Source organism: Streptomyces sp. NPDC043861, from assembly GCF_056435905.1.
The window spans coordinates 87,349-108,371 of record NZ_JBWKDP010000020.1; the positions used below are offsets into that span (position 1 = coordinate 87,349).

The window sequence follows — 21,023 nt, forward strand, 5'->3', positions numbered from 1 at the left end:
GGTTCGGCCTGATGGCCCTGCCCGTCGCGTTCTTCGCGGTCTTCTTCGCCTACCCCGTGACCGCGATCGTCGGCCGCGGGTTCAGGACCGAGGGCGTCTGGCACCTCGGCCGTGTCGGCGAGGTGCTGAGCCGGCCGGACATCCTGGACGTCTTCTGGTTCACGGCATGGCAGGCGCTCGCTTCCACCGGGCTGACGCTGCTGCTGGCGATCCCCGGCGCATACGTCTTCGCCCGCTTCGACTTCCCGGGCCGGCAGCTTCTGCGCGCGGTCGTCACCGTGCCGTTCGTGCTGCCCACGGTGGTGGTCGGCACGGCCTTCCTGGCGCTTCTCGGGCGCGGCGGACTGCTCGACGAGGTGTGGGGTGTACGACTCGACACGACCGTCTGGGCCATCCTCCTCGCGCATGTCTTCTTCAACTACGCGGTCGTCGTCAGGACCGTGGGCGGTCTGTGGGCGCAGCTCGATCCGCGTCAGGAGGAGGCGGCAAGGGTCCTCGGAGCGGGACGGTTCGCCGCCTGGCGGAAGGTCACCCTGCCCGCGCTGACCCCGGCCGTGGCCGCGGCGTCCCTGATGGTGTTCCTCTTCACCTTCACCTCCTTCGGCGTCGTACAGATCCTGGGCGGGCCCGCGTACTCCACGATCGAGGTCGAGATCTACCGGCAGACCGCCGACCGGCTCGACCTCTCGACCGCCGCCGTGCTGACACTGGTGCAGTTCGCGGCCGTCGGCGCCATCCTCGCCGTGCACGCATGGACCGTACGGAGGCGGGAGACCGCCCTGCGGCTCGTCGACCCGGCGCGGACCGCGCACCGGCCGCACGGCGCGGGACAGTGGACGCTGCTGGCAGCCGTCCTCGCCACCGTCGTTCTGCTGATCCTGGCCCCGCTCGCCGTGCTGGTCGAGCGGTCGTTCACAGGGGCGGACGGGCCCGGCGGATACGGATTCTCCTTCTACGAAGCTCTGCGATCGGCGGAAGCGAGCGGCGGCACCTTCCTCGTACCGCCGCTGGAGGCGGTCTGGAACTCCCTGCAGTACGCGCTCGCCGCCACCGCCATCGCCCTGCTGGTCGGTGGGCTCGCCGCCGCGGCTCTCACCCGGAGGGCCGGCCGGCTGGTCCGCGGTTTCGACGCCTTGCTGATGCTGCCCCTGGGGGTCTCGGCCGTCACCGTGGGATTCGGCTTTCTGATCACCCTCGACGAGCCGCCGCTCGATCTGCGTACGTCGTGGATCCTGGTGCCGCTGGCGCAGGCGCTCGTCGGGGTGCCGTTCGTGGTGCGGACCATGCTGCCCGTGCTCCGCGCGGTCGATGCGCGGCTGAGGGAGGCCGCAGCCGTCCTCGGCGCGTCGCCGCTGCGTGCCTGGCGTGAGGTCGACCTGCCGATGGTGCGCCGGGCACTGCTCGTCGCCGCGGGCTTCGCCTTCGCCGTGTCGCTCGGCGAGTTCGGGGCGACCGTCTTCATCGCCCGGCCCGACAATCCCACGCTTCCGGTGGCCGTGGCCCGGCTGCTTGGTCGCCCTGGTGAGCTCAACTACGGTCAGGCAATGGCCCTTTCGACCATCCTCATGCTGGTCTGCGCGGTGGCCCTGCTGCTGCTCGAACGGATCCGGCCCGACCGTTCCTCAGGGGAGTTCTGATGCTGACGCTGGAGGAGGCGACCGTACGGTTCGGGGGGCGGGAGGCGCTGGCTGCCGTTGACCTGCAGGTCGCCGACCACGAGATCGTCTGTGTGCTGGGGCCGAGCGGCAGCGGCAAGTCGACATTGCTCAGGGCCGTGGCCGGTCTGCAGCCGCTGGCGGGGGGCCGGGTGCTGCTCGGCGGGGCCGACCAGGCGGGAGTGCCGGTGCACCGGCGTGGGGTCGGCCTGATGTTCCAGGACCATCAGCTCTTCCCGCAGCGCGACGTCGGCGGGAATGTCGCCTTCGGCCTGCGCATGCACGGCGTACCGAGGGCCGAACAGCAGCACAGGGTGGAGGAGCTGCTCGAACTCGTCGGGCTCCCCGGCGCCCGGAAGCGGGCCGTCGCCACGCTCTCCGGTGGCGAGCAGCAGCGTGTCGCCCTCGCCCGCGCTCTGGCGCCCCGCCCCCGGCTGCTGATGCTCGACGAGCCGCTCGGCCAGCTCGACCGTACGCTCCGGGAGCGGCTCGTCGTCGAACTACGGGACCTCTTCGAGCGGTTGGGGACGACCGTGCTCGCCGTCACCCACGACCAGGGCGAGGCCTTTGCGCTCGCCGACCGGGTCGTGGTCATGTGCGACGGACGGGTCGCGCAGAGCGGCACTCCGCGCGAGGTGTGGCGGAGGCCCGCTTCCGAGTTCGTCGCCCGTTTCCTCGGCTTCGACAATGTGGTGCCGGCGACGGTGACCGGCGAGGCCGCCGACACCCCTTGGGGCAAGGTCCCCGTCCCGTCCGGTTCCGCCCAGGGCGCCTGCCGGGTGCTGGTGCGTCCGTCGGCCGTCCGGCTCGGCACCCCGGATGCGGGTCTGAGGTGCACGGTCGAGTCGCTCACCTTTAGGGGCCACCATGTCGCCGTACGGCTGCAGCCGGCGGACGCTCCGCCGCTGGAGGCCGAGTGCCGGCTGCAGGACGCGCCCGAGGCGGGATCGGTCGTGGGGGTCGCCTTCGCGGCCGATGACGTGGTGGTGCTGGCCGCCGAGGGCTGAACCGGCCTCAGGTCCCCGCGCCCGGGCCGGCCCGCACACGGAGTTTCAGAGACGGACCGGCGTTCGCGCCGGTTCGGCGGGCACCTCGGGATGTTCCGGCGCGGGGTCGCCACCATGTCCCTCCGGTGAGCCGAACCAGGCCACCGCCACCGCGCCCGCCACGGCGAGAACGAACCCGATGACCGCCGCCCAGGCGAAACCGGGACGCGAGGCATCACCCAGCCACAGCACGCCGATCATGCCCGGCAGCACCGTCTCGCCCACGACCAGTGCCGCCGTCGCGCCGTTGACCGAGCCGATCTGCAGGGCGACCGTGTGCAGATACATGCCGCCGACACCGGCGACCAGAATTGCGTAGAGCGCGGGGTCGGAGAGCAGGGCACCCAGGTCGAACGGGTCGATGCCGTTCAGCACCCGCACCCCGACACCGAGCGCGCCGAACCCGAGCCCCGACAGCAGACCGGCCAGGATCGCGGCGCGCGCCCCCAGCAGGCGCACGACGACGGTGCCGCCGACCATCAGCAGCAGCGAGATCGCCAGCAGCCACCAGTGTGTGCTGATCGGGGTGTGGCCGCTGCCCTCGGGCCCGGCAGCGGTCGCCAGCATCACCAGGGCGGAGCAGACCACGGCGATCGACGTCCACTCCGCGCGGTTGAGCCGGATGCCGAGCAGTTTGACGGACAGCACCGCCGTGATCACGAGGTTGGCGCTGATGACCGTCTGGGACAGGAACAGCGGCAACAGCCTGGCGGCGAGCGCCCCCAGCCCGAAGCCCACGAAGTCGAGGATCGTACCGACGATGAACTCCCAGGTCATCGCGGCCTTGGCGGTGGAGGCGAGACTCGGCCCGCCATGCTGGGTGACACCGGCGTCGGCGTCCCGGCGGGCGGACTTGCGCGATCCCACGGCCTGTAGGACCGAGCCCGTGCCGTAACAGATCGACGCCGCCACGGCCGTCAGCAGTCCTATGAGCACCGAAAGCTCCGTTCACGTATGGGTCGGTGGGGTTCAGCCCCGATCGTTCCGACTGGCAGACGTGAGTTTCGGTGGGGAAGTTGCTTTTCCCGGATCAGATCCCGGCAGATCGGACGCCGGGTGGCATCCGCCCGGCGGCGGATCGGGTCCCGTCCCGGTCAGATTGCGGCACGGCCCTCGGACAGCCGGGCCAGGGCATCGGGGACCTCGTCCACGGAGTCGACCAGGGCGATACGCGATTCCATCGAGCGGCCGGCAGCGAGCGACCGCAGCAATGGCCACGCCGGGAGTTTCTGCGTCCAGTGGGCGCGGTCGACCAGCACCATGGGGGTGGGCTCGCCGCGGGACTCGTAGTAGTTCGGCGTCGCGTTGTCGAAGATCTCCTGCAAAGTGCCTGCCGCGCCGGGGAGGAAGACGACGCCGGCGTTGGAGCGGGCGAGCAGGCCGTCCTCGCGGGTGGCGTTGGCGAAGTACTTGGCGATGTGGCCCGCGAACGGGTTCGGCGGCTCGTGCCCGTAGAACCAGGTGGGGATGCCGACCGAGTCACCGCCCTGCGGCCAGCGCGAGCGGACCTCGAAGGCGACGGACGCCCACTCGGTGACGGAAGGGTCGAACGAGGGAGCCTTGGCCAGGAGCTCAAGGGCCTCGTCGAGCATCTCGTCGGGGAACGGAGCCGCGTACGCGCCGAGGTTCGCCGCCTCCATCGCGCCGGGCCCGCCGCCGGTGGCGACCAGCAGCCCGCCCCGGGACAGTGCGCGGCCGAGCCGCGCCGCTCCCGCGTAGGCGTCCGTGCCCCGGCTCATCGCGTGTCCGCCCATGACACCCACGACCGGGACGCCGTTGAGGAGCTCGTCGAGGGCGTCCGATATGGCGTCGTCGTGTATCGACCGGAGCATCGAGGCGTAGATGTCCCGGTCGTCCTTGGTCTGCTGGAACCATTCGTACGCGAGGGCGTCGGAGGTGACTTCGTAGCCGCCGTCGGCCAGACCGTCGAACAGCTCGCCGGGGGAGTACAGAAGGCCACGGTACGGATCGAAGGGGAGGTCCGGCAGGGGCGGGAAGACGAGTGCGCCGTCCGCGCGGACCTTGGCCACGGCGTCCGGTTCCATGCGGCAGCCGAGGAACACGGCGCCGAGTGTGTCGGACGACAGCAGTGCGAAGGTGCGCTCGGTCAGGTCGACGGACTGGACGCGCCGTCCCGCGAGCGTTCCCTGACCGACGACCTGGTCGAACTCCTCGATGGTCTCGATCTCGCGGTCGTCGTCCATGGACGAACCCAGCCTGTGCCTCTGTCCCTGCGCCATGCGCACACGATAGGGGGCGGCCGACGGGCTGCCGCGTCCGGGTCAGCGCCTCAGCGGCAGCGCGGCCAGCTCTGCCACCGCCCAGGTGAGCGGAGCGAAGACCGACAGCAGGACCAGTGTCCGGAGCAGCGCCGACGCGCGCAGGAAGGACGCGGGAGTGCCGAGGCCGCGCAGTCCGGCCCTGCTCACCGCGCGGGCGTGTCTGGCCTCCAGGACCGAGGTGAACAGCGTTGCCGCTGTGCAGGCCAGGACGAGTCCGGCCCCGAGCCCGGTCAGTGCGCCGAGCGGTCGCGGACTGCTTCCGGCGACGGAGAGTGCGGTGGCCGCGATCATGGCGGACGCGGTGGCCGAGAGGACGCCGAGCGGTCTGCCGATGCGGACCGCGTCGTCCATCAGCGCCCGCCCGGCGAGCAGCCGGACCGCGCCGGGGCGCACGGACTGCAGCACGCGCCCGCACAGATGGGCAATGCCCGGGCCCGCCACCGCGAGCCCCAGGGTGGTGAGGGCCCACCCGGCGAGCACTCCGGCAGGCGGGCGGAATCCACTGCCGACGACTGCTTCCGTACCCGTGTACGCCTCGACGGCGAGCCCCGCGGCGGTGAGCGCGACGCCCCAGGGGAGGCCGACGGGTGCCGTCCCGCCGCGGTCTTCCATGCCTTCGTCCTCGAAACGGTCGCCCTGCTTCCTGCGCCGTGGACGCAGCGCGATCGCCGCTGCTCCGGCCGCGGTCACCGGCAGCAGCGCGAGCAGTGTGAGCGCGGCGCCCAGCGGGATCGGCTGTCCGGCGGCGAGCAGCTCGGGAGCCGCACCGTCGAACGGCAGCCCGGTCAGATCACCGCGCAGATGCAGGAAGACCAGCAGCGCCAGCATGCTGCCGAGCGTGCACGCGACGGCGGTCGACACCGCGGCCAGCGCGGTGAGCCGTACGGGCCCCAGGCCGACCGCGGACAGCCCCTGACGGGGCCGGGTGCTCGGGTCCGTACGCGCCACTGCGACCGCGAAGTACGCCGTCGCGGCGAGCGGTACCAGGCACCACAGCAGCCGCAGCAGCGGTGCGGGGGACGGCTCCCGCTGCGCCACGGCGCCCGCCAGTGTGCACAGCAGCAGAAATCCGACACCACCCGATGCGGCGGCGACCAGCAGCCGGCGCAGCAGGATCAGCGGGTGGGTGCCGCGGGCTAGACGGAGAGCGAGCACGCGGCCAGGCCTTCCGTGCCGGCACCCTGGACGGAGTTGACGCGCCGGCCGTCGACCAGCGTCACCGTACGGTCGGCGAGCGTCGCCGCCTCGGCGTCGTGGGTGGCGAGGACGAGGGTGATGCGGTGCGAGCGCGCGGCGGTGGTGAGCGTACGCAGCACCTGGGCGCGGTCGGCGAGATGCAGCGCGGCGGTGGGCTCGTCGGCGAAGAGCACCACGGGCGTGGTGACGAGTGCGCGGGCGAGGGCGATGCGCTGCCGCTGGGCGTGCAGCAGCGCTCGGGGCCGCTTGCGCGCACACATGCCGATGTCGAGCCGCTCCAGCCACTCCATGGCAGCGGCCTTCGACTTGCGGTGCGAGAAGCCGCGCAGCAGCAGCGGCAGGGCAGCGTTCTCCCAGGCGTTCAGTTCGGGGACCAGTTGGGGCTCATGGCCGATCCAGCCGAAGCGGTCGCGGCGCAGCCGCTCGCGGGCGAGTGCCCCCATGGTGTGGACGGGGGTGCTGTTGAACCAGACCTCGCCCTCCTGCGGGACGAGTTGGCCCGAGAGACAGCGCAGCAGAGTCGTCTTCCCGCAGCCGCGCGGGCCGTTGACGGCGAGGATCTCGCCCTCGCGCACACCGAGTGACACGCCGCCGAGGGCGGGCGAGCCGCCCAGGGAATGGTGCAGGGAACGTGCCCAGAGCACGTCGTTGTCCGGCGGGGCCACCATGGCGTACACCTCGGTTCAGATCCAGTGGTCTGTTCCCCCGTACGGGGGAACGACGTCGAGGCCGATCGGTCACAGCACCGTAGGGACTCGGGACCGAGTGTGCGGACAGCACGCGGCCCGGATGCTTCCCTTCTCACTCGAAAGGGTGCATCCGGGCCGTCGAAAAGCCGACAATCCGAGCTGTTGCCGCCGGTTACAGCTTGGCCCACGCCTCGGTGAGGACCGACCGCAGGATCTGCTCGATCTCATCGAAGGTCGACTGGTCGGAGATCAGCGGCGGGGCGAGCTGGACGACCGGGTCGCCGCGGTCGTCGGCCCGGCAGTACAGACCCGCGTCGAACAAAGCCTTGGAGAGGAACCCGTACAGGACGCGCTCGGTCTCCTCCTCGTTGAAGGTCTCCTTGGTGTTCTTGTCCTTCACCAGTTCGATGCCGTAGAAGAAGCCGTTGCCGCGGACGTCGCCGACGATCGGCAGGTCGTGCAGCTTCTGCAGCGTGCGGAGGAACGCGCCCTCGTTGTCGAGGACGTGCTGGTTGATCTTCTCGCGCTCGAACAGGTCGAGGTTGGCGAGACCGACCGCCGCGGACACCGGGTGGCCGCCGAAGGTGTAGCCGTGGAGGAAGGTGTTGTCGCCCTTGTAGAACGGCTCGGCGAGCCGGTCCGAGATGATGCAGGCGCCGATCGGGGAGTAGCCCGAGGTCATGCCCTTGGCGCAGGTGATCATGTCCGGTACGTAGCCGAACTTGTCACAGGCGAAGGTCGTGCCGAGCCGGCCGAAGGCACAGATGACCTCGTCCGAGACGAGCAGCACGTCGTACTGGTCGCAGATCTCGCGGACCCGCTGGAAGTACCCGGGCGGCGGCGGGAAGCAGCCACCGGCGTTCTGCACGGGCTCCAGGAAGACCGCGGCGACCGTCTCGGGGCCCTCGAAGAGGATCTGCTGCTCGATCTGGTCGGCGGCCCAGCGGCCGAAGGCCTCCGGGTCGTCACCGAAGAGGGGGGCGCGGTAGATGTTGGTGTTCGGCACCTTGTGCGCACCGGGCACCAGCGGCTCGAACGGGGCCTTCAGGCCCGGCAGGCCGGTGATGGACAGGGCGCCCTGCGGGGTGCCGTGATAGGCGACCGCACGGGAGATGACCTTGTACTTGTTCGGCTTGCCCGTCAGCTTGAAGTACTGCTTGGCCAGCTTCCAGGCGGTCTCGACCGCTTCGCCGCCACCGGTGGTGAAGAAGACCTTGTTCAGGTCGCCCGGGGCCTCGTTGGCGATGCGCTCGGCGAGCTCTACGGCCTTCGGGTGGGCGTACGACCACACGGGGAAGAAGGCGAGCTCCTGCGCCTGCTTGGCGGCGACCTCGGCGAGTTCCTTGCGGCCGTGCCCGGCCTGGACCACGAACAGGCCCGCGAGGCCGTCGAGGTAGCGCTTGCCCTTGTCGTCGTAGATGTAGGTGCCCTCACCACGCACGATGGTGGGAACGGGCGAGTTCTCGTACGACGACATGCGGGTGAAGTGCATCCACAGGTGGTCGTAGGCGGACTTTGAGAGGTCGCTGCGGTCCTTGCTCACGGCTATCGGGTTCCCCACATGTAGGTCTGCTTCTTGAGCTTGAGGTAGACGAAGCTCTCGGTGGAGCGCACACCGGGGAGGGTGCGGATGCGCCGGTTGATCACTTCCAGCAGGTGGTCGTCGTCCTCGCAGACGATCTCCACCATAAGGTCGAACGAGCCCGCCGTCATGACGACGTACTCGCACTCGGGCATGGCCGTCAGCGCCTCGGCAACCGGATCCAGGTCGCCTTCGACGTTGATCCCGACCATCGCCTGACGTCGAAAACCCACGGTGAGCGGGTCGGTGACGGCGACGATCTGCATCACGCCCTGGTCGAGCAGTTTCTGGACGCGTTGCCGGACCGCCGCTTCGGAGAGGCCCACGGCCTTGCCTATCGCGGCGTACGGACGGCGCCCGTCCTCCTGCAGCTGCTCGATGATCGCCAGAGAGACGGCATCGATCGTCGGGGACGACCCGCTCCCGGTCCTGGAGTCTGTGCTTCGGCTGGCCACGAGCACACTGTGCACTGGAGTCGTCGATCCCGCAACCCGCAAGCGATGAAATTCGTCGTTCTTGAATCAGAATTTCACTGATTTCGAAGTTGAGTGGCATCGGGTCTGTCGAAAACGTCGCCTAGCGAACTAGCCTCGAAGACGTAAGGTTGGGGTGATCGGGGTGTCTCACCCATTGGACATCTGACAGGAGGAGTGGCTGTGACCACCGAACTGCGTCGTCTGCGCAACTACATTGACGGAGAGTTCCGGGACGCCGCGGACGGGCGGACCATCGAGGTGGTCAACCCGGCCACCGGCGAGGTGTACGCGACTTCGCCGCTGTCCGGCCAGGCCGACGTCGATGCCGCCATGGCCGCTGCAGCCGCTGCCTTCCCGGCGTGGCGCGACACGACGCCCGCGGAGCGTCAGAAGGTGCTGCTGAAGATCGCGGACGCGTTCGAGGAGCGCGCGGAGGAGCTGATCGCGGCCGAGTCGGAGAACACCGGCAAGCCGCTGGAGCTCACCCGCACCGAAGAGGTCCCGCCCATGGTCGACCAGATCCGCTTCTTCGCGGGTGCGGCCCGGATGCTCGAGGGCCGCTCGGCCGGTGAGTACATGGAGGGCATGACCTCCATCGTCCGCCGTGAGCCGGTCGGCGTCTGCGCGCAGGTCGCCCCGTGGAACTACCCGATGATGATGGCGGTGTGGAAGTTCGCCCCGGCGCTGGCCGCGGGCAACACAGTGGTCCTCAAGCCGTCGGACACCACCCCCGCGTCCACCGTCCTGATCGCCGAGATCATCGGTTCCGTCGTGCCGAAGGGCGTCTTCAACGTCCTGTGCGGTGACCGCGACACGGGCCGTGCGATGGTCGAGCACCCGGTTCCGGCGATGGCGTCCATCACGGGCTCGGTACGGGCCGGAATGCAGGTTGCCGAGTCGGCGGCCAAGGACGTCAAGCGCGTCCACCTGGAGCTGGGCGGCAAGGCGCCCGTCGTCGTCTTCGAGGACACCGACATCGCGAAGGCGGTCGAGGACATCTCGGTCGCCGGCTACTTCAATGCGGGCCAGGACTGTACGGCGGCGACGCGCGTGCTTGTGCACGAGTCGATCCACGACGAGTTCGTGGCGGCGCTCGCGAAGGCGGCGAAGGACACGAAGTGCGGCCTGCCGGACGACGAGGACGTGCTCTTCGGCCCGCTCAACAACGCCAACCAGCTGAAGCAGGTGTCCGGCTTCATCGACCGGCTGCCGGCGCACGCGAAGGTGGAGGCGGGCGGCCACCAGGTGGGTGACAAGGGCTACTTCTACGCCGCGACCGTCGTCTCCGGCCTGAAGCAGGACGACGAGATCATCCAGAACGAGGTCTTCGGGCCCGTCATCACCGTCCAGTCGTTCCGCGACGAGGAGCAGGCGCTCGAGTACGCGAACGGCGTGGAGTACGCGCTCGCGTCGTCGGTCTGGACGAAGGACCACGCGCGGGCGATGCGTATGTCCAAGGCGCTGGACTTCGGCTGTGTGTGGATCAACACCCACATCCCGCTCGTGGCGGAGATGCCCCACGGCGGCTTCAAGAAGTCGGGCTACGGCAAGGACCTGTCGGCGTACGGCTTCGACGATTACACGCGCGTCAAGCACGTGATGACGTCCCTGGACGCATAGCGTCCCCGGCGGGAGCCGGGTTGGGGCGCCGGGGTCGTCCCGAGCGTGCCCCGGCTCCCCGCGGGGTCGGCACGGGAAGGGCGGGCCTGCGGGCCGCCCTTCGGCGTTCGCGGGCGCTCCGCGCGGTGCGCCGGGTCCCTGCGGAAGAGGCGCAGGGCGGAACCGGCGGCGTCGCCCGCCGCAGCGCCGCACGGCGACTCCTCCTGCGTTCCACCGGGCCGCGGCCGGCGCGCCGCTGGCCACGGCGTGACGGCCGACGCCACCGGTCGGTGGGGCGTCGGGAGTCCCTGCGGGGCCCGGGGCGTGGGGCGGCACGGCCCCGCCCTCTGCCGGTCGGTGCGCACCGGGGCCCGGGCTGGCGTCGTCGGGCTCAGGCCAACGGTGTGGTGTGGAGGGCCAGGAGCAGGCGCCAGACGTGGGAGGCCATGGCCTCCGGTGAGCCCGGGATGCGGGCATGCAGCCAGTCGGCCAGCAGCCCGGTGAAGGTCGCGGCCACGGCCGAGGCGATCAGGTCGGCGGCCGGGGCACCGGCCAGCTCGCGTTCCCGGCGACTGCGCTCGCGCAGTTCACGGTGGAGAAGGTCGCCGAGCGGGCCGCCGCCGCCCTCGCGGAGGAGGGTGCGGTAGAGCGGGGCATGCGGGGCGATCTCCGTGAAGAAGTCCGTCAGAGCGGCGGGCACAGCCGCCGGACCGGGCACTCCGCGCCAGGCGTGCAGCGCGTCCACCGCATCCCGGACCACCTCGGCGCAGGCGTCCACCGCCAGCGCGTCCAGGTCCGCGTAGTGCAGATAGAACGTGGCGCGGCCGAGGCCGGCCCGCCGGACCAGGCCCGCGACGCTGACCTCCGCCAGTGGCCGCTCGGCGCACTCCTCCAGCAGGGCGTGCCGCAGCCGCTCCCGGGTGCGCTCCGCGCGGGGGTCCCCGCTCATCGCGCCACCAGCACCGCGGCCAGCGCCAGCGCGCCGGGGAGGGCCTGGGCCACGTAGATGCGCCGGTTCGCGGTGGCCCCGCCGTAGAGCCCCGCGACCACCACGCATCCGAGGAAGAACACCTGCACCCGGAACCCGGTCGGATCCGCTGCGATCAGCCCCCACACGAGTCCCGCAGCCAGAAACCCGTTGTACAGCCCCTGGTTCGCGGCCAGGGGCGCCGTCGCCCGGGCCATCTCCGCGTCGAACCCCGATAGCCCGCGGCCCGGTGCCCGCTCCCACAGGAACATCTCCAGAACCAGGATGTAGACGTGCAGTGCGGCCACCAGGCCGACCAGGACATTCGCCGTAGCGTTCATGACCGCCGTTCCCTTCATGGACAGGTGTCCATGAATTATAGACAGGCGTCCATGATCGACAGGATGGTCGGGGTCGGTGTCTCCCGCTCGACGCACCGTCCATTGCCCGCCGTACCGGTCGCTCGGCATCCTGCCCGTGTGCCAGTGACGCCCCGGAGCCACCTCATGTCCCGCCGTTCTCTGTTGGGCGCGCTCGGCGCCGCCGGGGCCGGTGCCGCAGGTCTGACGCTCACCGGCTGCGGGGTGCCCGCGGCCTACGTCGCGCCGGGCGACCGCGCCGGACGCGATCTGTCGGGCAGGGACAGGGCCCTCGACTTCGCGAACTGGCCCCTCTACATCGACACCGACGACGAGGACACGTCCAGACGCCCCACCCTCGACGCCTTCGCCGACCGCACCGGGATCTCCGTCCGTTACACCGAGGAGATCAACGACAACGACGAGTTCTTCGGGAAGATCGGCCCGGCCCTGATGAACCATCAGGAGACCGGGCGGGACCTCATCGTCGTCAGCGACTGGATGGCGGCCCGGTTCGTACGACTGGGCTGGGTCCAGGAGATGGACCGCGACCGACAGCCCAACGTCGCCGAGTACCTCGATCCGCAGTTGCGTTCGCCCGACTTCGACAAGGGCCGGAGGCACAGCGTCCCCTGGCAGTCCGGTATCACGGGCATCGCGTACAACCGCCGCGAGCTGGGTCGCGAAATCCGGCACATCGCAGACCTGTGGGCCGCCGACCTGCGCGGGAAGGTGACGCTCCTCTCCGGGCTCGACGAGTCGTTCGCTCTGCTGATGCAGGGTGATGGTGTCGATGTCACCCGCTGGACGCCGGACGACTTCCACACGGTCTGCGACCGCGTCGAGAAGCTGGTGCGGCAGAAGCACATCCGCCGCTTCACCGGCAACGACTACATCAAGGACCTGTCCACGGGCGACGTTCTCGCCTGCCAGGCCTACTCAGGCGACGTCATCCAACTCCAGGCGGACAACCCCGACATCGAGTTCGTGGTGCCGGAAGAGGGCGCGGAACTCTGGGCCGAGTCGCTGATGATCCCCAACCTCGCCCGGCACAAACGCAACGCCGAGGCGTTGGTGGACTACTACTACGAGCCCGAGGTCGCGGCCGAACTCGCCTCCTGGGTGAACTACGTGTGCCCCGTGCCGGCCGCCCGCGATGTGCTCGCCGACTCCAGTGACGAGGAAGTCGCCGCACTTGCGGAGGATCCGCTGATCTTCCCCGACGATGCGATGCGCGAACGGCTCGCGATCGCCCGGGACATCACATCGCAGGAGCGTGCGGAATTCACGAAGCGGTGGAACGCGATCGTCGGGCTGTAGCAGACTGGCGATCATGGAAAAAGTGAACTCACTTGTCACTTATGGGTTGTTGGCCGCCTGGGCCGTGCACGACGCGGAGGAGCTGATCTCCGGGCCGCGCTGGATCCGGGAGAACGTGCCGGTGCTGCGCAAACGCTTCCCCGGTGCGCCCGAGAGCCTCTGGCGCACCATGGAGTCCGTCGACGACCGCGAATTCGCCGTCGCGGTGGGGACCATGGCCACGATCGTCGGCGCCGCCGCCGTGGCCGGGCACCGCTCAGGAGGCCGGTCCGGTTTCTATCAAGGGGCGCTGAACGGCTTCGGACTCCACGGCCTCGTCCATATGGCCCAGGCAGCCGCATTCCGCGGCTACACCCCAGGCTCCGCCACGTCCCCCTTGCTGGTGCTGCCCTTCACCCTCTGGGCGCGGGGCAGGTTGCGCAAGGCGGGTGTGCTGCGGCCCACCCGGACGCGTGACGTACTGACCGGCCTGGCGACGGCCACAGGTGCCGTCATCGTCTCGCACGCCGTCGCCAGAAAGATCACCGGGGTCTGGTAAAGGGCTCGTAAACGCGGGCGTACGCTGCGGACATGAGCGAGCGAAGAGCGCTTCTGCGCCGCATACGCGTGTGGCTGGTCGTCTTCATCGTCTGCCTGGCACTGAGCGGGCTGACGGCCTTCCCCCTCGTCACCGAGCTGCGCTTCGCGCACAGCGCGCTGACGTCCTGGGCGTCGCCCGTCGGCGACGCCCTCCCCGGGCTGCTGGACTGGATCGAGCGCGTCCGCCACGGCCTCGACGCCGCCGACGAGAAGTATCCCTTCCTGCTGTACGGCACCGACTGGCTCGCCTTTGCCCACCTCGTCATCGCGGTCGCCTTCTACGGGCCCTACCGCGACCCCGTACGCAACATCTGGGTCATCGAGTTCGGCATGATCGCCTGCGCAGGGATCATCCCCCTCGCACTGATCTGTGGTCCGATCCGGGGAATCCCCTTCTGGTGGTCGGTCATCGACATGTCCTTCGGGGTCCTCGGGGTGATCCCGCTCCTCGTCGTGCGCCGCATGATCAAGCGTCTGGAGGCGCTCGGCCCGGCCGACGGGGAGCGGGCGGCGGAGGCCTCCACCACCGCCGCCGTCTGACCCGACTACGAGGACGGCGCGCCGAAGGCCGCCACGGCGACGCTCGTCGCCACGGCATTCATGCCCTGGCCCTTGGCGTCCGTGGAGTTGACGCTGTGGACGAGCGTGCGCGAGAGATCGCGGGTGGCGGCGATCGCCGCGTTGTAGCCCCAGCGGCCGCCCGTCTTGCCCCACACCTCACGCCCGCCGAGCTTCTGCATGGACAGACCGACGGAGTAGGCGGCCGGGTCCCCCGTCCCGTAGTCGCGCACATCCCGGCCCGGCAGTGTGAACATCTCCTCCAGCAGCGGGCCCCGCACGACCTTCCCCCCGAACAGCGCCCTCAGGAACCGCTCCAGATCGGCGGTCGTGGAGATCATGTCGCCCGCCGCCCAGCCGTCCGTCACACCCCACACCGTCACATCGCGCAACCCGGTCGTACCGTCGTCCAGCCTCATCGTCTGGTAGCCGTGGTTGTGCGGGCCGTGGATCCGCGGATCGCTGCCGGGAAAGGAGGTGCCGCGCAGGCCGAGCGGCCTCATGATGCGGCGGGCGACCTCGTCCTCGTAGCGCTCACCCGTCACCCGCTCGATCAGCAGGCCCGCGATGGTGTAGCCGATGTTGAGGTAGTGCTGCTTCGTGCCCGGTGCGAACTCCGGTGCCCTGCCCGTCGCCGACCGGACCATCACGCGCGGGTCGTGTACCGCGAAACGGTTCTCGTACCAGTCCTCGACCGTCCCGCCGGGCATGTCGGCGGCCGGGATGCCATGGGTGTGGTTGAGCAGCTGGCGGACCGTCACCCCGCCGTAGGACGCGGGGATCAGGTCCGGGAGGTACGAGCGGACCGGCCGGTCCAGCCCGACCCTCCCCTCGGCGGCCAGCTGGAGCACCACCGAGGCCGTGAAGACCTTCGTCACCGAACCGGCCCGGAAACGCGCGTCCGGGTCGGCCGGGCGGCCGGACTCCAGATCGTGCACCCCCGAGCTGCCGCGCCAGCTGCCGTCGGTGCCCCCGACCCGCACCAGCGCGGCCGTCGCACCGGCGTTCGGCAGTCCGGCGATCGCCGTGCGCAGGGCCTGCACGTCCGGGCCCTCGGCCCGGTCGGCGCGGGCGGCCGCGGGGGAGCCGGCGACGGCCGGGACGGCGGCGGGGCCGGCCGTGACGCCCAGTACGAGCGCGGCTGCGATCAGGCCACGGATGCGATTTCTCATGGTCAACTCCTGTGATGTGAACCGTCGTTCCTACGGCTCCATCCTGTTGACCGGGTCCTGCGCGCGGATCGCCGGTGAGAGTGGTCCTGCCGCGCTCAATTCCTCGCCGGTGCGGGGGATGCACCCAAGCGGCCTCCCCCGGCAGGGGGAGGCCCTGCCGCCTCCCCGGCGGCGATCAGGCCCGTCTCGTAGGCGCAGATGACCGCCTGGATCCGGTCCCGCAGACCGAGCTTGGACAGCACATTGCCCACATGCGTCTTGACGGTGTGCTCACTGACGACGAAGGACGCCGCGATCTCCGCGTTCGACAGACCACGCCCCAGCAGGAGCAGCGTCTCGCGTTCGCGTGCGGTGAGGGCGTCCAGATTGCCGGCGGACGCTGCCCTGGGGCGGGCGGTGTGCTGGGTGTACTCCTCGATCAGCCTGCGGGCCACCGAGGGAGCGAGCAGCGAATCGCCCTGCGCGACCACCCGGACCGCGTGCACCAGATCGTCCCGCCGGACGTCCTTGAGCAGAAACGCGCTCGCGCCCGCGTGCAGTGCCTCAAACACATACTCGTCCGAGTCGAAGGTCGTCAGCATGACCGTGCGGCACCGGGAGGCCGAACTGATCGTGCGGCAGGCCTCGATCCCGTCCACACCGGGCATGCGGATGTCCAGCAGGGCCACATCGGGGGAGAGGCGGCGCACCGCGTCCACGGCCCCCGCGCCGTCCCCCGCCTCGGCGACGACCTCGATGTCCGGCTGCACGTCCAGGATCATCGCGAAGCCACTGCGCACCAGCTCCTGGTCGTCGGCCACCACCACACGGATCGTCAACTCCCCACCTCCGCAGGTGATCCTATGGGCAGGGCAACGGCGACCTCGAAGCCGCGACCGTGCGGTCCCGGCCCGGTGCGTGCCGTGCCGCCGTGGGCGGCAGCCCGCTCGCGCAGCCCGATCAGGCCGTGGCCACCGCCGTCCCCCGCGGCCGTGGGACCCCGGCCGTCGTCGCTGACGGTGATCTCCAGCAGATCCCTCCCGTACGCGAGATGCACCCGGACCCTGGTCGCCTCCGCGTGCCTGACCACGTTCGTCAGCGCTTCCTGCACCACCCGGTGGGCCGTTGCCCCGGTGTCCGCGGGCAGCGGGCGGACATCACCCGACGTCTCGTACACGATGTCCAGGCCGCTGCTCCGCACTCGCTCCACCAGTCCGGCCAGTTCGGCCGGCCCGGGCTGCGGTTCGCGCGGTGCGCGGCCGGGATCGGGATCGCCGTCACGCAGCACCCCCAGCATCCGGCGCAGCTGGGTCATCGCGTCCCTGCCCGTCTCGGAGATGGCGTCGAAGGCCGCCTCGGCGCGCTGCGGCGCCGTACGCACCGCCACCGGACCCGCTTCCGCCTGGACGATCATCAGGCTGACGGCGTGCGACAGGATGTCGTGCATCTCCCGTGCGATACGGGCCCGTTCACGGGCGGCGGCCTGCTCGGCCTCGATCCGGTTGGCACGCTCCAGCTGGGCGGCCCGGTCCTCCACCGCCCTGAGGTACGCCTGCCGTGTGGCGGTGAGCCGGCCGAAGACATACGCCGCGCCGAACACGAAGAGCGAGAACAGAAGTTCCTTGGCCTCACCGGAGTTGGTGGCGACGGACGGGAAGATGACGACGAACATCAGGAGCGCGACCGCCAGTCGTTTCGGCGGCGGCGAAAGTGTGGCCACCGTGCAGACCGCGACGAGACCCGGGTACGGAAGGGGCTGACCCGGGCCGTCGAGCGTGAACCGGTACAGCGCACCCGCCGCCAGCACGGCGAGGAACACGGTGACGGGCGCCCTGCGCCGCCACACCAGGGGCACGGCGCTCAGCGTCGTCAGCCCGTAGGCAGCCCAGGTGGCCTCCGGCAGCCCGGGTGCGCGCGGCACCACGAACGGCATGGTCAACGCCACCTGCACCAGCACGGCGAGTCCGATGTCAGCCACCCAAGGGCTCCTGATGCGCAGCCCCCGTACTCGCTCCCAGGCCCCGGGTGCGTCCACTACGGCTTGCGTCCCACCGCGCCGAACTGGGCGACCTCCACCGTCGTCGCTCCGCCGTCGCGCCAGCGGGCGCAGGAGACGATGCCCGGCTCCAGTACCTCGAGGCCGTCGAGGAAGCGCGCGAAATCGGCGCGGCTGCGGGCGGTGATCGGCGGGGTCGCGTTCTCGTTCCAGAAAGCCATCGCCTCGGCGTTCCCCTCGCCGCCGAGCTCGAGCGTGGGGTGGGTGAGTGCCAGATGGCTGCCGGACGGAACGGCGTCCATGATGCGGTGGACGATCGACGTGGCCTCGTCCGTGTCGAGAACGAAGTTGAGGATGCCGAGCATTATCACCGCGACCGGCCGGGACAGATCGAGTGTCGGCTCGACGGCCCTCAGGATGTCCTCGGGGCGGTGGGCGTCCGCGTCGATGTATTCGGTGCGGCCCTCGGGCGTGCTCGTGAGCAGCGCGCGGGCATGTGTCAGCACGATCGGGTCGTTGTCGACGTACACGATGCGTGATTCGGGGGCGATGCTCTGGGCGACCTCGTGCGTGTTGTCGACGGTCGGCAGCCCGGTACCGATGTCGAGGAACTGCCGCACCCCCGCCTCACCCGCGAGATGGGACACGACCCGGCCCAGGAACGCCCGGTCGGCACGGGCGACCTGACCGATGCTCGGATACAAGCCCGTCACGTGGTCGCCGACCCGGCGGTCCACCAGATAGTTGTCCTTGCCGCCGAGCCAGTAGTTCCAGACCCTGGCGTTGTGGGCGATGTCGGTGCGGATCCTGTCGTTCCCGGTCACGCTGCGCATCCTTTCCCGGCACGGGACTTGCGGAGTACGGAGGCAAGGGTGGCGACCCGGTTGGTGGTGATCGAGTCGACGCCCCGGTTCACGAGTCTGCGCATCGTACGCCGCATGTCTGCGGTCCAGGCGGAAACGAGGAGACCGTCGGCATGGACCCGGTCCGTGAGTTCCCGGCTCACCAGCCCGAAGCGGTAGTTGAGCCAGCGCGGCCGCACCACGTCCAGCAGGACCGGCCGGGGCGGGGCGAGAGTCGTCCAGGTCAGGGCGATCTCCGCGCCCGGATCGGCCTCCCGCACCGCGACCATCCCGGCCAGGCCGCCGCAGTAGTAGGCACGCTCCTGCGCACCGCAGTCCCGGACCGTGCCGACCACGGTGTGCACGGCGGCCCCGTCGGCACCGGGCAGATCGAGCATCAGCCGATGACCGTCCACCGCGGCCAGTGCCTCGCGCAGCGTCGGTACTCCGCCGGACGTCAACTCGGTGAGCTGCGCATGGGTGAGCCGGACGAGCGGGCGGTCGTGGCCCCACAGCCTTTTGAGCGTGTCGTCGTGGAGCAGTACCGGCACCCCGTCGCGGGTCAGCCGGACATCGACCTCGACGGCGTCCGCGCCGCGCTCGATCGCGGCGCGCAACGACGGGATCGTGTTCTCGCGGGCGATGTACGGATCACCGCGGTGGCCTACGAGCGTGACGGTGCGCATGGGCGCCTGTCCTCACTTCGCCGGCCACTGCTCGGTGTACGTGTCGATCTCGGAGGACAGGCGGGCTTTCCCCGCCGGGTCGAGGAACGATGCCTCCACCGCGTTCTTCGCCAGCGCGGCGACACCGCGCTCGTCCAGGTCCAGCAGCCGGGCGGCGACCGCGTACTCGTTGTTGAGATCGGTACCGAACATCGGGGGGTCGTCGCTGTTGATGGTCACCAGAACACCCGCCTCGACCATCTCCTTGACCGGATGCTCGTCGAGGTTCGCGACGGCCCGGGTGGCGATGTTGGAGGTGGGACAGACCTCCAGGGCGATGCGGTGCTCGGCGAGGTGGGCCAGCAGCTTCGGGTCCTGCGGGGCGCTGGTGCCGTGGCCGATGCGCTCGGCCCGGAGGTCGTTGAGGGCGTCCCAGATGGTGCCCGGTCCGGTCGTCTCGCCCGCATGCGGTACGGACCGCAGCCCGGCGGCGATGGCCCGGTCGAAGTACGGCTTGAACTGAGGCCGGGGCACCCCGATCTCCGGCCCGCCGAGGCCGAACGAGACCAGTCCCTCAGGGCGCAGATCGACCGCGAGCCGCGCGGTCTCCTCGGCCGCGTCGAGTCCTGCCTCACCGGGGATGTCGAAGCACCAGCGCAGAACGACACCGAGCTCGGCCTCGGCCGCCTTGCGGGCGTCCTCGATCGCCTCCATGAAGCCCTGTTCCGGGACACCCCGCCGGGTCGAGCTGAACGGCGTGATGGTCAGCTCCGCGTACCGGATGTTCTGCCTGGCCATGTCCCGTGCGACCTCGAAGGTCAGCAGCCGGACGTCCTCCGGGGTGCGGATCAGATCGACGACCGAGAGATAGACCTCGATGAAGTGCGCGAAGTCCGTGAAGGTGAAGTAGTCGGCGAGGGCGTCAGGGTCGACGGGGACCTTGGAGTCGGGGTGGCGGGCGGCGAGCTCGGACACGATGCGCGGCGATGCCGAACCCACATGGTGGACATGCAGTTCGGCCTTGGGGAGCCCCGCGATGAAGGGGTTCAGATCGGTCATCGGGTCCTCCGTGTGCTGAGCCGACCGGGTCAGGGATCATCGTAGGCGGGGTGGGTACCACGTGGTGTGCAGCCCGTAGCATGACCAGTTCACGATGGGCATGACCAGTTCACGATGGGGGAGGGCCCATGCCAGACCAGAGCGAACAGCCGCCCGGCGGACACGAGCCGAACGACCCGTGGGCCCCGCCGGAGCGCAGTGCGCCCCAGGACCAGCAGGGCAGGGTCGAGCTCGGCAAGACCGCGCAGCCGGGCACGCCGGGTGCTCAGCCGTCCGGGCCTTCCGGGCCGTCCGTCCATGAGCAGCTCACGGTGACATCGATGCCGGGTGTGGGACCCGCGGGCGGGCCGGGTGCCGGACCGGTGACTCCCGGCGGGGACGCCGGTGCTGCCGTACCGCCGCCGCCGATAGCCCCCGGCGGGCCGCAGCAGCCCGTCCCCGGTCCCTACGGTTACCCGGCCGCTCCGGGTGCCGCAGCCGGAGCGGGTACCGGGTACGGCTATCCGAGCGCCCCCGGTGCGGCGGGCTACCCCGGATACCCGGGGTACGGCAACACCTGGGGCATGGGTGGCACCCCGCAGCAGAACGGCATGGGCACGGCCGCGATGGTGCTCGGCATCCTCGCCGTCTGTATGTGCTGGTGCTACGGCCTGCCGGGCGTGGTCCTCGGCACGCTTGCCCTGATCTTCGGCATCATCGGCCGCAAGCGGTACCAGCGGGGCGAGGCGACCAACAAGGGCCAGGCCCTCGCGGGGATGATCCTCGGTCCGATCGGTATCGTGCTGGGGCTGCTGTTCATCGTGGGTCTCGCCTGGCTCTTCGCGCACGCCGACGAGCTGGACGAGAAGAGCAGTGTCGACGAGGACCCCTGGGCGACGACGCTCGTCGTCGACGCCGCTCCGCGCTGAGCGGCCGGTCCGACTCCGACGGGGACGGACCGGCCGGGCGGCCCCCCGCGCCGCCCGGCCTCCGGGTCCCTCCTCCGCGAGCGCGCGGGGCCC

20 protein-coding genes and 1 pseudogene are annotated in these 21,023 nt (G+C 70.6%); 7 read left to right on the plus strand and 14 right to left on the minus strand.

The features are described 5' to 3' along the window. Positions 1-11: 11 nt before the first annotated feature. Together AC068D_RS33530 and AC068D_RS33535 are read left to right on the plus strand one after the other, a co-directional pair. Positions 12-1,637, plus strand: a complete 1,626-nt coding sequence (locus AC068D_RS33530; protein ID WP_478826900.1) for an ABC transporter permease — start codon at positions 12-14, stop codon at positions 1,635-1,637. Further along, complete coding sequence (locus tag AC068D_RS33535) at positions 1,637-2,662, plus strand: ABC transporter ATP-binding protein (protein WP_478826901.1); 1,026 nt, start codon at positions 1,637-1,639, stop codon at positions 2,660-2,662. Before AC068D_RS33530 ends, AC068D_RS33535 begins: the two co-directional genes overlap by 1 nt. A 45-nt stretch (positions 2,663-2,707) precedes the next feature. On the opposite strand, the gene AC068D_RS33540 is transcribed toward AC068D_RS33535, so the two are convergent. The 6 genes and pseudogenes from AC068D_RS33540 to AC068D_RS33565 all read right to left on the minus strand — a co-directional run bounded on the left by AC068D_RS33540 (position 2,708) and on the right by AC068D_RS33565 (position 8,906). After that, positions 2,708-3,637 carry a DMT family protein gene (locus AC068D_RS33540; protein WP_478826902.1) on the minus strand — a complete coding sequence of 310 codons (930 nt, stop codon included), beginning with the start codon at positions 3,635-3,637 and terminating at the stop codon, positions 2,708-2,710. 158 nt (positions 3,638-3,795) lie between these two features. Continuing rightward, positions 3,796-4,941: an LOG family protein gene (locus tag AC068D_RS33545; protein WP_478826903.1), complete on the minus strand. Its 1,146-nt coding sequence runs from the start codon at positions 4,939-4,941 to the stop codon at positions 3,796-3,798. A gap of 42 nt (positions 4,942-4,983) precedes the next feature. Then, a complete protein-coding gene (locus tag AC068D_RS33550) occupies positions 4,984-6,138 on the minus strand; it encodes a hypothetical protein (protein ID WP_478826904.1) in 1,155 nt (384 codons plus the stop codon). Beyond that, positions 6,120-6,764: pseudogene (locus AC068D_RS33555) on the minus strand (ABC transporter ATP-binding protein); the annotation flags it as partial. The gene AC068D_RS33550 and the pseudogene AC068D_RS33555, both read right to left, overlap by 19 nt. A gap of 277 nt (positions 6,765-7,041) precedes the next feature. Next, entirely contained in the window at positions 7,042-8,430 is a 1,389-nt protein-coding gene (locus tag AC068D_RS33560; RefSeq protein ID WP_478826905.1) for an aspartate aminotransferase family protein, read from the minus strand. Continuing rightward, positions 8,415-8,906, minus strand: a complete 492-nt coding sequence (locus tag AC068D_RS33565) for an Lrp/AsnC family transcriptional regulator (RefSeq protein ID WP_478826906.1) — start codon at positions 8,904-8,906, stop codon at positions 8,415-8,417. The genes AC068D_RS33560 and AC068D_RS33565 overlap by 16 nt, the downstream gene beginning before the upstream one ends. Positions 8,907-9,107: 201 nt before the next feature. Between AC068D_RS33565 and AC068D_RS33570 the strand changes: the two genes are divergently transcribed. Next, positions 9,108-10,547, plus strand: coding sequence for a gamma-aminobutyraldehyde dehydrogenase (locus tag AC068D_RS33570; RefSeq protein ID WP_478826907.1), 1,440 nt, complete (start codon positions 9,108-9,110; stop codon positions 10,545-10,547). Positions 10,548-10,917: 370 nt separating this feature from the next. On the opposite strand, the gene AC068D_RS33575 is transcribed toward AC068D_RS33570, so the two are convergent. Both AC068D_RS33575 and AC068D_RS33580 read right to left on the minus strand, forming a co-directional pair. Then, positions 10,918-11,475 carry a TetR/AcrR family transcriptional regulator gene (locus AC068D_RS33575; protein WP_478826908.1) on the minus strand — a complete coding sequence of 186 codons (558 nt, stop codon included), beginning with the start codon at positions 11,473-11,475 and terminating at the stop codon, positions 10,918-10,920. Next, positions 11,472-11,834: a DUF1304 domain-containing protein gene (locus AC068D_RS33580; protein ID WP_478826909.1), complete on the minus strand. Its 363-nt coding sequence runs from the start codon at positions 11,832-11,834 to the stop codon at positions 11,472-11,474. The genes AC068D_RS33575 and AC068D_RS33580 overlap by 4 nt, the downstream gene beginning before the upstream one ends. 165 nt (positions 11,835-11,999) lie before the next feature. Here AC068D_RS33580 and AC068D_RS33585 point away from each other — a divergent pair, with 165 nt between their 5' ends. Genes AC068D_RS33585 through AC068D_RS33595 form a run of 3 tightly spaced genes read left to right on the plus strand, consistent with a single transcriptional unit; the run spans position 12,000 to position 14,291 of the window. Beyond that, on the plus strand, positions 12,000-13,172 hold the full coding sequence (locus tag AC068D_RS33585) for a polyamine ABC transporter substrate-binding protein (protein ID WP_478826910.1): 1,173 nt from the start codon (positions 12,000-12,002) through the stop codon (positions 13,170-13,172). 13 nt (positions 13,173-13,185) lie between these two features. Then, positions 13,186-13,710, plus strand: coding sequence for an HXXEE domain-containing protein (locus tag AC068D_RS33590; protein WP_478826911.1), 525 nt, complete (start codon positions 13,186-13,188; stop codon positions 13,708-13,710). A 32-nt stretch (positions 13,711-13,742) separates the two neighbouring features. After that, complete coding sequence (locus AC068D_RS33595) at positions 13,743-14,291, plus strand: hypothetical protein (RefSeq protein WP_478826912.1); 549 nt, start codon at positions 13,743-13,745, stop codon at positions 14,289-14,291. Between the two features lie 5 nt (positions 14,292-14,296). Here AC068D_RS33595 and AC068D_RS33600 read toward each other — a convergent pair whose 3' ends face one another. The 6 genes from AC068D_RS33600 to AC068D_RS33625 all read right to left on the minus strand — a co-directional run bounded on the left by AC068D_RS33600 (position 14,297) and on the right by AC068D_RS33625 (position 20,022). Continuing rightward, entirely contained in the window at positions 14,297-15,481 is a 1,185-nt protein-coding gene (locus AC068D_RS33600) for a serine hydrolase domain-containing protein (RefSeq protein ID WP_478826913.1), read from the minus strand. Positions 15,482-15,576: 95 nt separating this feature from the next. After that, entirely contained in the window at positions 15,577-16,299 is a 723-nt protein-coding gene (locus AC068D_RS33605; RefSeq protein WP_478826914.1) for a response regulator transcription factor, read from the minus strand. Further along, entirely contained in the window at positions 16,296-17,438 is a 1,143-nt protein-coding gene (locus tag AC068D_RS33610) for a sensor histidine kinase (protein ID WP_478826915.1), read from the minus strand. The genes AC068D_RS33605 and AC068D_RS33610 overlap by 4 nt, the downstream gene beginning before the upstream one ends. Before the next feature lie 56 nt (positions 17,439-17,494). Continuing rightward, a complete protein-coding gene (locus AC068D_RS33615; RefSeq protein ID WP_478826916.1) occupies positions 17,495-18,289 on the minus strand; it encodes an SAM-dependent methyltransferase in 795 nt (264 codons plus the stop codon). Further along, positions 18,277-18,984, minus strand: a complete 708-nt coding sequence (locus AC068D_RS33620; protein ID WP_478826917.1) for a glycerophosphodiester phosphodiesterase — start codon at positions 18,982-18,984, stop codon at positions 18,277-18,279. The genes AC068D_RS33615 and AC068D_RS33620 overlap by 13 nt, the downstream gene beginning before the upstream one ends. A gap of 12 nt (positions 18,985-18,996) precedes the next feature. Further along, on the minus strand, positions 18,997-20,022 hold the full coding sequence (locus tag AC068D_RS33625; protein ID WP_478826918.1) for an adenosine deaminase: 1,026 nt from the start codon (positions 20,020-20,022) through the stop codon (positions 18,997-18,999). A 128-nt stretch (positions 20,023-20,150) separates the two neighbouring features. On the opposite strand from AC068D_RS33625, the gene AC068D_RS33630 reads away from it, so the two are divergent. Beyond that, positions 20,151-20,930 (plus strand): DUF4190 domain-containing protein, encoded by a 780-nt coding sequence (locus AC068D_RS33630; RefSeq protein ID WP_478826919.1) that lies wholly within the window; start codon positions 20,151-20,153, stop codon positions 20,928-20,930. Positions 20,931-21,023 lie beyond the last annotated feature (93 nt).

What these genes read in the sequence shown, in the direction of transcription:
- AC068D_RS33530 (WP_478826900.1), top strand. Translation starts at nt 12, where the DNA reads ATGGCCCTGCCCGTCGCGTTCTTCGCGGTCTTCTTCGCCTACCCCGTG.
- AC068D_RS33535 (WP_478826901.1), top strand. Translation starts at nt 1,637, where the DNA reads ATGCTGACGCTGGAGGAGGCGACCGTACGGTTCGGGGGGCGGGAGGCG.
- AC068D_RS33545 (WP_478826903.1), bottom strand. Translation starts at nt 4,941, where the DNA reads ATGGCGCAGGGACAGAGGCACAGGCTGGGTTCGTCCATGGACGACGAC.
- AC068D_RS33575 (WP_478826908.1), bottom strand. Translation starts at nt 11,475, where the DNA reads ATGAGCGGGGACCCCCGCGCGGAGCGCACCCGGGAGCGGCTGCGGCAC.
- AC068D_RS33580 (WP_478826909.1), bottom strand. Translation starts at nt 11,834, where the DNA reads ATGAACGCTACGGCGAATGTCCTGGTCGGCCTGGTGGCCGCACTGCAC.
- AC068D_RS33585 (WP_478826910.1), top strand. Translation starts at nt 12,000, where the DNA reads ATGTCCCGCCGTTCTCTGTTGGGCGCGCTCGGCGCCGCCGGGGCCGGT.
- AC068D_RS33590 (WP_478826911.1), top strand. Translation starts at nt 13,186, where the DNA reads ATGGAAAAAGTGAACTCACTTGTCACTTATGGGTTGTTGGCCGCCTGG.
- AC068D_RS33595 (WP_478826912.1), top strand. Translation starts at nt 13,743, where the DNA reads ATGAGCGAGCGAAGAGCGCTTCTGCGCCGCATACGCGTGTGGCTGGTC.
- AC068D_RS33600 (WP_478826913.1), bottom strand. Translation starts at nt 15,481, where the DNA reads ATGAGAAATCGCATCCGTGGCCTGATCGCAGCCGCGCTCGTACTGGGC.
- AC068D_RS33615 (WP_478826916.1), bottom strand. Translation starts at nt 18,289, where the DNA reads ATGCGCAGCGTGACCGGGAACGACAGGATCCGCACCGACATCGCCCAC.
- AC068D_RS33620 (WP_478826917.1), bottom strand. Translation starts at nt 18,984, where the DNA reads ATGCGCACCGTCACGCTCGTAGGCCACCGCGGTGATCCGTACATCGCC.
- AC068D_RS33625 (WP_478826918.1), bottom strand. Translation starts at nt 20,022, where the DNA reads ATGACCGATCTGAACCCCTTCATCGCGGGGCTCCCCAAGGCCGAACTG.
- AC068D_RS33630 (WP_478826919.1), top strand. Translation starts at nt 20,151, where the DNA reads ATGCCAGACCAGAGCGAACAGCCGCCCGGCGGACACGAGCCGAACGAC.